This is a genomic window from Microcystis sp. LE19-84.1B (assembly GCF_027531875.1).
In the GTDB taxonomy this organism is placed as follows: domain Bacteria; phylum Cyanobacteriota; class Cyanobacteriia; order Cyanobacteriales; family Microcystaceae; genus Microcystis; species Microcystis panniformis.
Map to the genome: position 1 here is coordinate 1 of NZ_JAPZSR010000332.1, position 9754 is coordinate 9754.

Sequence of the window (9754 nt, forward strand, 5' to 3'; positions counted from 1 at the left end):
AACTTTTCTGACTTTTCTTCAGCTATTTATGAATGTCTGAATGATGCCCACCTGAAACATAAAAAAGAACTGGATTCCTTGCTCACTCTACGATTTCAGAAGTTTAATAAATCTCAGATTATGAACGTCTAAAGTATAGTCAGGAGAGCGATCGCTGTTTGGGGAAGTGGGAATGGCGATCGCTGATAAGAATGCGGCAGGTAATGAGACACAACGGGTTGAGTTTACGGGAAGAGAGTTTGATCAGGAGATTGGGCTATATTATTACAGAGCAAGGTATTATGATGGGAATACGGGAAGGCAGCAATTCTCATTTTAAGGTTTCATGACATTAAAACCCTTGCACCTAGAGGGGTTAATAATTCTTAACGAATCTCTAGATCGCTGAAACAACGCAAAATCGTTTCAAAATGAGAATTGCTGGGTGATAACATCTTCGTTGAAGATATTAACTTCGTTTCCTGGTCTAGGGGTATTGTTAGAAAACAATCTCTGGATTCAGGCATTGGTAGTTTTATTAACGAGATACTACCGTTTGTTGTTTGGAAACGGGGGAAATATTATCTTAAGGTCGATAAAAACGGAACTTCCCAGGAGTGTCCTAATTGTGGCGCGTTCACTGGTAAAAAGTCGTTATCGGAAAGAGTTCACCGGTGTGATTCTTGCGGTCACATCGAACTGAGAGATACGGCATCAGCGAAGGTAATCGAGAACCGAGGAAAAAACGCGGTCGGGCTGACCGTTTTGGAAAACGCTTGCGGAGGCGGTCTGACGGGGGTCGTTCAGTTAAACCCGGTCGATCTAGTTAAAAGCCTAAGAACCGAGAATCCCCCGCTACAGCGCGCGAGCGGTTAGCGGGGGAGAGTCAAAGTCGTAGGCTTAACGGTGAGATTGTCAACACCTAATCATACCCAAAACCTCAAACCTCAAAAATTGATATTCCTAAGCCATAAACGAAACTGTCGAGGAGAAAATTACCTACACAGGGCCAGCAAAAAAGTAATAGATTGGTGTATTCTTGATCAAATAGGGAAGTTAATAATTGGGCATAATGAGGGGATGAAACAATCTCTTAATCTAGGAAAGACAGATATTATTTTGATGAAAGGCTATGGGTATCAGTATCCTGAGAATCTGGGTGATCGCAGCTAATGGTTTTCGCGAGGTTATTCGCGATCGCATTCTTTACTTTATCGGGTTTTTTGCCTTGTTGATGGCCTTCGCTTGGCGTTTATTACCGGAAATTGCGGTGGGAACCCATCAGAAAATCTTTCTTGACTTGGGATTAGCCGCTATCGGGTTATTAGGGGTAATTGTTGCGGTTTTTGTGGGTACAGGGCTAATTAATAAGGAAATTGACAAGAGAACTATTTTAGTTTTGATTCCCAAACCCCTGAGTCGGGCCGAATTTATCCTCGGTAAACACTTGGGTTTGTCCGGGGTTTTAGCGGTGATGTTGGGGGTAATGTTGGTGATTTACTTGCTGATGTTGCTGGGGATGAAAGTATCTTTTCAACCGTTACCCCTGATTGTCTCGGTTTTCTATCTCGGTTTGGAATTAATTCTCATCGCAGCCGTGGCGATCGCTTTTGGGGTATTTACCAGTTCGATTTTAGCCACGTTAATGACTTTTGGGGTCTATCTCATGGGTCACATCAGCAAAGATCTGATCCAATTGGGTATAATCAGCAAAAATCCCAATATCCTCGCTATCACTAAAAATATTTATCTAATTCTCCCAGATTTAGAGAGATTAAATTTTAGAAACGAGGCCGTTTATGGTTTGCTGCCTAGTGCTGATGTCTTAATCGCTAATGCCCTCTACAGTCTCGTTTACACTGGTCTATTATTGGGCATCTCCATCCTCATCTTTTCACGACGACAATTTTAAATAGCGTTGCTGAATCAAGGGATGAATGGCATCGCCATCGATTAGTTTATAGACATTATTAGCCATGAAATTAAAGGCACAACTGCATATTTTAAGTCGAGAAGCGGTCAATTACGGACTGGCCACCGTAGTCATGGAAGAAGCGGTTAATCCCGTCCTCGCGGCCATGGCCAGACAGTTAAAACATTTACAATACTATGTGGTGCAGAATAGCCAGGGTGATTGGTTGCTGACCACTTTAGCCCATCGGCAGCAGCCACAACAGGAGAAAATGGTAATCTATGCCTTTGCTACGGAAAAAATAGCCCTATCTGCTCAAAATACCCCCGATTCACCCCTATCAACGCGCCTGATTCCCGTAACCCATCTTTTATTCCAATTATTTGCCCTAGAAAAAGTAGATAGTATTATTTTTCTGGAAAATGCACACACTGCTCAAACGGGAAAAGAAATCTCCCGGACCCAATTAAAGGCCAATATTGAAAAACAACTGCAAAAACTAGCGGTAATTCCTCCCCATCTTGCTTAACCTAGTGTAACCAGAGAGATTTTTGAGAAAGGAGGGTGTCGCTAGTGTGGGCCACACTTCACCCCATCAGATATAGTAGAAGTACAGTATATAGATTCTCAACCGTAAAACGACGGGGTTTTAACCCAAATTTTCGATAAAACGGCCCTCGATTGTCAAGCTGTATCCCTAACAATGAAGCAGTTAAACTAGGAGCCGTCGGAGGCGTAAGTCTCACCGACGTTTCTCAAGGGGAGGAGATGGAGGCGACTCTATTCTCGAACCCTAATGGATAGATTGGACTCTATCAGTATCCGCCGCTACTGTACACCTTAAATCTTAGCCAGAATGCCAGATTTACACTTACTTAATTCTCATCCACGGGCCCTAGAAACCGCCTTCATCGCCACTGCCGACCGGTCTTTTTCCTACCCTCTATCCCTCGACCTGGCCAGAATTAATCAACGTTTTGACTCCGCTAACGCCGCAGAAATCGTCGCTTGGGCCGCGGCCACCTTTGGGGAAGGTTTGGTAATGAGTACCAGTTTCGGCATTCAGGCGGCAGTAATGTTGCACCTCGTCACCGCAATTATCCCCGATATTCCGATTATTTGGATCGATACCGGCTATCTTCCCCCGGAAACCTATCAATTTGCCGAAGACTTAAGCCAACGCCTCCATTTAAACCTGAAAGTTTATCAATCTCCCCTCAGTCCCGCCCGCATGGAAGCAATCCACGGTAAACTGTGGTCAAATAACGATATCGACTCCCTCAATCTCTACGACAAAATCCGCAAGGTGGAGCCGATGCAACGGGCCCTGAAGGAATTAAAGGCCACCGCTTGGTTAGCGGGTTTACGTCGCGACCAAACCGACCACCGCAAAACTCTCCAATGGGTCAATCAACAGGGCGAACGTTACAAAATATTACCGATACTTGACTGGAATGCCAAAACCATCTATGAGTATCTGACTAAATACGAGCTTCCCTACCATCCCTATTTTGATCTGGGTTATGTCTCCGTCGGCGATTGGCACTCCAGTCGGCCTTTAACCGCCGATGATAGCAACGAACGAGACACCCGTTTCAAGGGTTTAAAACAAGAATGCGGTCTTCATTTACCCTTAACCCCCGGAGAAGCACAAAGTCTCGACGCAAGCTCCCTATAACTGCCGGGGTGCAAAAATTGCCGGTGCGATCGGTTCCTAGACGTTAGACAATGGTTATTGATGATTAATCCCCCATTAACCATGGCTATTTTAGAAAATTTTCTCGAAGTCGGCTCTCTCAAGTGGTTTTATCGACAGGTTAACCCCGCTCAACAACCGGATACAACCCCCGTGATCCTACTCCATGGTTTACCCGCCCATGGCTATATTTGGCGGGAATTATTAACCAGTTTAGAAGAATATAACATTAATGCCATTGCCCCCGATTGGATCGGTTCCGGTTTATCCGCTAAACCCGATGCCAGAGATTTCGCCTACACACCTAGCGCTTTTTGTCAAGCCTTGGCCGATTTTATTCAAGCTCTCCAATTGCCGAAAATCTCCCTCATTGTCCAGGGTTTTTTAGCCTCCGTCGGTTTACAATATGCCCTAGAAAATCCTGATAAAATTGAGCGCTTGATTGTTTTAAATACTCCCCTCTCTAGTGATGTTAAATTACCCTGGATAATGAAACAATGGGGGATACCTTTTCTCGGAGATATGGCGACTCAAGACCCCTTATTAGTCGATCGTACTTTAGAAACTGGTAGCGGTTTTGTGATTAGCGATGCAGATCTGGCTATTTTCCGTCAACCCTATCTAAAAACTTCGGCAGTGGGTCGCGCTTTAGTGGCCACGATTCGCAATTTAAACCTATCGAAAACCATGGCAGAAATTGAGACAGGTTTAGAGAACTTTGAAAAACCTATCCTTTTTGTCTGGGGAATGGGCGATCCTTGGTTATCTTCTGTCACTGTCGAAAAATTAGCCACTAAATCAGGAGTGGAATTAATCTCCCTCGCAGAAGCGAAACACTATCCCCAAGAACATTGGTCAAAAGAAATTAATCCCCAGATTATTAATTTTCTCGGACGCAAAACCTAAAGAGCTATTTAAGGTGATGCAGAAATTGTCTCAATTACCCTTCTCTGATTATAGTAGAAGCGGAGGCTTCGCTTTTTCAAAATTTCTGCGTTTAGGGCTAGTAATTTATCGATATAACAAAAAATTATTGAAGTTTAAATAGTGATAAAAATTTTGGTTCGTTCAAAACGATAGGTAAGGAGGAGATATAGGAATAATTCTCTACAAAGACAATTTTTGGAGATTTATTTATGCAATTTAGAGAATTTGACTGGGATCAGTCTAAAAGATATTCTAATATAGAGAAGCATGGGATAGATTTTGCGGCTGTTCCTCCTATTTTCGATGGTCACTGTCTAATCAGAGAAGATAATCGCCAAGATTACCAAGAAATAAGGATGTGTTTGCTGGGACAATTAAACGGGATAATCTGTTATGTTGTCTATACTATAAGAGGGGAAACTTGCCGATTGATTAGTGCTAGGAGAGCAAACGAACGTGAGCGAAGAAAGTATCAAGAGAGTATCCCCCAAGATGGGGATTGTTAACACAAAAGAGGAAAGGCAAGATTTAACCGATTGGGAGCGAGTTAAATCGATGAGCGATGCAGAAATCGAGGCTAATGCTTTGTCAGATCCCGATGCGCTTCCTTTTGATGATGATTGGGAAAATGCGGAGATTATTTCTGCTTACAATAAATTAACATCTCAATAATTGCTAAAACTGATAATTGTCTCAGGGTTACTTGTTATGAAAGTTTAATAATACTAAATCCGTTGAGTAACGCACAGAAAACGGGTTTCTCCGAGAAACCCGTTTTCTACTCATGCACTCATGCAAAAAGGGGAATAAATAATCAGTCTTTAATAACCAGATTTAGTATAAACTGTTGTTCAAGAAAATAGTGATAAAATTTTTTGTTAACTCAAAACAATAAGCAGATAATAATTTGATAGTAATCATTCCACATTACCCTCAAATCGAATTACTTAATATTGATTATTTGAACCATATTTTCAAGTCTATGTATATAGGCTTGATGATATCTCCATGCTTCTAAAATACTTTGTAATAATTCATCTTTTGAAAAACAACCAGAATCAGCTACATCTTCAATTTGTCTGATTAGATCATCTTCTAACTCCAATTCTAGCATACTCACTTGTTTAGTTGTGTCTGCCATACTTTTATCTATCTAAAAGTTGATGGAACTATCATACCATAGGAACTCAGCACTGTGGTATCTATTAAACCCCAAAATATACCCATATTACACCCATTGCTATGCCTTGCATATATGTATATATAGTACCACCTACTAAATACCCTATTATACCCCCTGTTGTACCTAATCATGAATAAAACCTAAGATTCTTTTGGTTAAAATTTGCGAAAAATAGTCTTAATAGCAAATAAGTCGATAAGTCGATGGTATTTGACCTATTGCACCCATTAAGTACCGTCAGGACTCGTTTATGTTGATTTGACATAGTTGACATATCTGGTGTAATTGCTTGACATATCTGGTGTAATTAGGGTAAGATAGGATACTGTAGTTAGGATGCTAAGTTTCTAAAGGCAGACTATTATGGACATCTATAAGAAAGGACGATGACAACCCTTAAATCAGACTGTAGGGTCAATTCATGAATTGACCCTACTATAGTTCATGAATTGACCCTACTATAGCCCTCGATGGTAAAAATGGCTCTTCTCGACCTTACAGATACCACCATCGATATAATCAATAATTCACTAAATTAACAAAAAAAAATGGCCACCAGACAATTTCGAGTAAATCTTAGTCAAAAGGACTCTGAATATCTTAAAGAAATAGCTAAAGAGCTAGACTTAACAGAGTCTGAAGTCATTCGTAAAGGATTAAAACTCATGGCTTTATATGCTAAAACTGAGACAGAGGAAGATACTCAATTAATACTGCAAAAAGGTAATGAACAGAGACCACTACTAATTGTCTAGTTATGACCAGTGATTCAAAAAATGAGACAGAGGAAGTTAACAACCCAAAATATCCCAGCGCTTCTTTGGCTCTTCCAAAATCGGTAATTTTAGTACAAAGGCCAGAAATCTCAACCCCAGAAACCTCTCCTCCCCACTCTCCTATACTTTTAAAGAGGAAGAAAGTTTTAGCTTAATTAATCTGGCTACAGGCCTGTTTTTGTCGTTTCTAAATACCCCTGATAACTTGACCGGAACTGTTCGATCGATAGGTTCTTTGTCCAATATTCTACCAGAGCATGACCCCAAGCCCAAGCTTCCCTGTCGGCAGTGCTAGAATTTTCTAATAGTATTGGCCAAAGTGCCAATAAATCAAAACTTTTATTCTCCGGATTTAAGAGAGAAGAAAGCTCGTAGGCCATCTGTAATTTACCGATCGCTACTGGTAATTGTTCCACAGGAATTTGTTCAGCTAAAAGATAGGCTAAAGTCGGTCTTCCCGTGGCTAAAGTGGAGATAAAACCGAGAATAGGACTTTTTAATAGGGCCGTTAAACCTTGCCCCGTGGCCATCTGTAAAGTATAGCGATCGATTATTTTCGCTGCTGCCAGGGTTCGAGTTTCTAAATCCGCTAAAAAACGGGCTAAACGCAACTGTTTTGCGGGTGAAATTGCCCCCAGCAAAGCGATTGATAACTCCTCATCCCCCCAAGCTTCTCTATCCGACTGTTGACTGACCATCGGCAAAATGCGATCGCAGAGATCCTCGAATAATTCCGCCCGATACTGCAAGCAATCGCGGATATTGACTTCTTTAGGACTTTCTCCCGTCAGCCAATTATAGGGGGGTTGCCACTCTCGCAGCGGACGCAGGCGATCAACTTGAGAAACACAGACTATAACTGGTAAATTGTCAATAGTTTGTTGCAAATCTTTAAGAAAAGCCTCATCCATGGCCAGGGCGGGATCGAGGGCGGGGGTGACAAGAATTAATAAATCGGCGTTTTTGGCATAATTAAGAACTTTTTGCCGATACTCAGCCCGATTTGACTGTTCATAGCCCGGGGTATCCCAGAGGATTAACTCGTCCCCTTCTGGGGTTTGCCAATGGTAGGATTGGATTGCATCGGTACTGGGCAATAGATCCACTTGGGCTAAATCGGCCCGAAAGAGAGTATTGATCAAACTGCTTTTGCCGGCCCCGGTGCGTCCAACCAGCAGAATGTTAACCGGTTGGCGATCGATTTCCGTGATCGGTTCCGCTTGGGCGAGAATTTCCTTGAGAGTAGTAGTGGCGATTTTGGTTTTGGTGGGGAGAGTGGGGGCGAGATTACTGCCACTGTAGAGTAACACCGCTTGGCGAGAGAGATTTCTTAGGGCATTTTCCCGCAAAACTTGCCCTAAATTGACTAATAATTGCTGATCCGCTCGATCGCTGTACTTTTGACTAGCCACTTTGGCCACAGCCGCAGCGGGATTGATTACCCATTGCGCCCAATTCCAGACCTGCCAAAGTTTCTGGGCCGAGGGTTGCAATTTTTGATAAACTTCGTAGGCCTGATAGGCTTGGCCGATGGTGATTTGATTCAGGGCCGGGGAAAGATTCTGCATCCAGCGATCGCTATCATCCACGGTTCCCCGAATTAAACCGTAGGCCTGGGGAATGTAAATATTTAATAAGGGGTACTTGACATCGGGGTAATATATATGAGCGATGGCACTGACCAAATCCTGACAGCGTTGCCAAAAAGTCGCCCAATCTTCCCAAACCGGCCGATCATTGCGGGCCTCGACGATAATCCTCTCGATAATTTCCTCGACATTGCCCCCGGAATCACCGTCAGGAGGGGTTAATTCTGCCTTAATTTCCCCAATGGTGGCTTCAATTTCCCCGACTACTGGGCGCGTCCATTTGACCAACAGGAAGCGCCAAGCGACAAAAATCAGGGTAAAAACTGCCCAAATCCAATTTAAACCCCATTGATTGATCTGGAAACTGGCGGCCACGATCAGAAAGATGACCACGGCTGCGATCGGAACTGCTAAAATCAACCCTTGCCAAGTTTTTAACCGTAACATTGCTCGATCTGGTTTTTTTCCATTCTACCGATCTCTGATTCTCGGTTAGGAGGCATAAATTAGACAGTGGCATCAATTTGGGCGAGGATTGCCGTGGACAACTGACAAAGTTGTTGATGACACGGACCATTACTGGCCATGATCCCACCCCATTGCCGCACATCGCCGCGATTATAGCGCACCGGTTGACCGTCAAAATAGGAGAATTTGCCGCCGGCTTCCGTTAAAATCAACTCTGGGGCGGCAAAATCCCAGTCTTTAGCTGCCGATTTCCCCGATAGGGAGATATAAACATCGGATTTTTGTTCGAGGATCGTGGCAATTTTACGGCCCACACTACCCACATAATTTTTACCCAAGAAGGGTATTTGACTTAATAAATTATCAAAACGTTGGTTGCGATGGGTACGACTAACCACCAGATAGAGATCGGTAATTTTATCTTTATTGGCAACTTTTACCTGTGTAATATTTCCGTCGCTAGTTTCTAGAAAAGTACCTTTTCCTTTTTGGGCAAAATAGAGTTTTTCTTGATCCGGTAGGGCAACCACGGCGATGATCGGTCTTCCCTGATAACATAAGGCGATATGTAGGGCATATTCTCCCGTTTTGTTGATAAAATCGCGGGTTCCGTCCAAAGGATCGATAATCCATACCCAATCTTTCGGGATAGCTTCATTACCCTGATGGGTTTCCTCGCTCAGATAACCAAAGTCGATATCAGCAAAATTTCTGTGTAATTCCCCTAAAATATAGTGATTTGCCGCTAAATCCGCCGCCGTTACTGGTCCGCCTTTTTTCTTCTCGTTGACGGCTAAATCCTGTTCACCCCGGTAGTAGGATTGGAGGATTTTAGCACCACCCCAACCGACGGCACGAGTCACAGCTAAAATGCGATCGAGCGTTTCGGTATCTTGACAGGTTAAATTAATCATAAAATAGCCTCAGTTTTTCAGACTTATTATCCACTAAATTAACTGCGAAATTTAAAGACTGGCTTCTTATACCATTTTTCTAAAGTAATGACAGAGATGGTTAATTGCCCTCACCCCCCCCCCGACGTCGGGGGGCAAGGGGGGGTAATATACCTGTCAAGAATAAAGAAAAATGGCTCTTCCGAACTTGTCATGTAAAATTAAAGAAAAAACAGACAATTATTGCTGACCAATAAAACAATAATTTATCTTTAAAAGCTGACTATGCTTGCAATACAGCAATTTATTGGTTAAAATATAGACAGCCAAG

At 42.7% G+C, this 9754-nt stretch carries 11 protein-coding genes and 2 pseudogenes; 10 read left to right on the forward strand and 3 right to left on the reverse strand.

Annotated elements, in window-relative coordinates:
• From O9324_RS18730 to O9324_RS18765, 9 genes and pseudogenes are all read left to right on the forward strand, one after another.
• Positions 1-132: pseudogene (locus tag O9324_RS18730) on the forward strand (IS630 family transposase); the annotation flags it as partial.
• Positions 133-172: 40 nt separating this feature from the next.
• Positions 173-319: an RHS repeat-associated core domain-containing protein gene (locus tag O9324_RS27295; RefSeq protein WP_353737105.1), complete on the forward strand. Its 147-nt coding sequence runs from the start codon at positions 173-175 to the stop codon at positions 317-319.
• Between the two features lie 107 nt (positions 320-426).
• Positions 427-855: pseudogene (locus tag O9324_RS18735) on the forward strand (zinc ribbon domain-containing protein); the annotation flags it as partial.
• A gap of 256 nt (positions 856-1111) precedes the next feature.
• The gene (locus O9324_RS18740) at positions 1112-1891 is read left to right on the forward strand and encodes an ABC transporter permease (protein WP_287628685.1); all 780 of its coding nucleotides are present in this window, start codon (positions 1112-1114) and stop codon (positions 1889-1891) included.
• A gap of 64 nt (positions 1892-1955) precedes the next feature.
• Positions 1956-2420 carry a hypothetical protein gene (locus O9324_RS18745; RefSeq protein WP_288140993.1) on the forward strand — a complete coding sequence of 155 codons (465 nt, stop codon included), beginning with the start codon at positions 1956-1958 and terminating at the stop codon, positions 2418-2420.
• 327 nt (positions 2421-2747) lie between these two features.
• Positions 2748-3569, forward strand: a complete 822-nt coding sequence (gene cysH, locus O9324_RS18750; RefSeq protein WP_288140994.1) for a phosphoadenosine phosphosulfate reductase — start codon at positions 2748-2750, stop codon at positions 3567-3569.
• Between the two features lie 57 nt (positions 3570-3626).
• Complete coding sequence (locus tag O9324_RS18755; RefSeq protein WP_080605436.1) at positions 3627-4493, forward strand: alpha/beta fold hydrolase; 867 nt, start codon at positions 3627-3629, stop codon at positions 4491-4493.
• Between the two features lie 230 nt (positions 4494-4723).
• A complete protein-coding gene (locus O9324_RS18760; RefSeq protein WP_043995702.1) occupies positions 4724-5020 on the forward strand; it encodes a BrnT family toxin in 297 nt (98 codons plus the stop codon).
• Positions 5007-5186, forward strand: a complete 180-nt coding sequence (locus O9324_RS18765) for a hypothetical protein (RefSeq protein ID WP_288140995.1) — start codon at positions 5007-5009, stop codon at positions 5184-5186. Before O9324_RS18760 ends, O9324_RS18765 begins: the two co-directional genes overlap by 14 nt.
• Before the next feature lie 271 nt (positions 5187-5457).
• Here O9324_RS18765 and O9324_RS18770 read toward each other — a convergent pair whose 3' ends face one another.
• Positions 5458-5655, reverse strand: coding sequence for a hypothetical protein (locus O9324_RS18770; protein ID WP_002762603.1), 198 nt, complete (start codon positions 5653-5655; stop codon positions 5458-5460).
• A 590-nt stretch (positions 5656-6245) separates the two neighbouring features.
• Between O9324_RS18770 and O9324_RS18775 the strand changes: the two genes are divergently transcribed.
• Positions 6246-6452 (forward strand): hypothetical protein, encoded by a 207-nt coding sequence (locus tag O9324_RS18775; RefSeq protein WP_002762605.1) that lies wholly within the window; start codon positions 6246-6248, stop codon positions 6450-6452.
• 185 nt (positions 6453-6637) lie between these two features.
• On the opposite strand, the gene O9324_RS18780 is transcribed toward O9324_RS18775, so the two are convergent.
• Positions 6638-8509, reverse strand: coding sequence for a GTPase family protein (locus O9324_RS18780; RefSeq protein WP_288140996.1), 1872 nt, complete (start codon positions 8507-8509; stop codon positions 6638-6640).
• 59 nt (positions 8510-8568) lie between these two features.
• On the reverse strand, positions 8569-9444 hold the full coding sequence (locus O9324_RS18785) for a 3'(2'),5'-bisphosphate nucleotidase CysQ family protein (protein ID WP_288140997.1): 876 nt from the start codon (positions 9442-9444) through the stop codon (positions 8569-8571).
• Positions 9445-9754 lie beyond the last annotated feature (310 nt).

Excerpts from the sequence above, each read along its gene's own strand:
- O9324_RS27295 (WP_353737105.1), top strand. The coding sequence starts at position 173 with ATGGCGATCGCTGATAAGAATGCGGCAGGTAATGAGACACAACGGGTT.
- O9324_RS18740 (WP_287628685.1), top strand. The coding sequence starts at position 1,112 with ATGGGTATCAGTATCCTGAGAATCTGGGTGATCGCAGCTAATGGTTTT.
- O9324_RS18745 (WP_288140993.1), top strand. The coding sequence starts at position 1,956 with ATGAAATTAAAGGCACAACTGCATATTTTAAGTCGAGAAGCGGTCAAT.
- cysH (WP_288140994.1), top strand. The coding sequence starts at position 2,748 with ATGCCAGATTTACACTTACTTAATTCTCATCCACGGGCCCTAGAAACC.
- O9324_RS18760 (WP_043995702.1), top strand. The coding sequence starts at position 4,724 with ATGCAATTTAGAGAATTTGACTGGGATCAGTCTAAAAGATATTCTAAT.
- O9324_RS18765 (WP_288140995.1), top strand. The coding sequence starts at position 5,007 with ATGGGGATTGTTAACACAAAAGAGGAAAGGCAAGATTTAACCGATTGG.
- O9324_RS18770 (WP_002762603.1), bottom strand. The coding sequence starts at position 5,655 with ATGGCAGACACAACTAAACAAGTGAGTATGCTAGAATTGGAGTTAGAA.
- O9324_RS18775 (WP_002762605.1), top strand. The coding sequence starts at position 6,246 with ATGGCCACCAGACAATTTCGAGTAAATCTTAGTCAAAAGGACTCTGAA.
- O9324_RS18780 (WP_288140996.1), bottom strand. The coding sequence starts at position 8,509 with ATGTTACGGTTAAAAACTTGGCAAGGGTTGATTTTAGCAGTTCCGATC.
- O9324_RS18785 (WP_288140997.1), bottom strand. The coding sequence starts at position 9,444 with ATGATTAATTTAACCTGTCAAGATACCGAAACGCTCGATCGCATTTTA.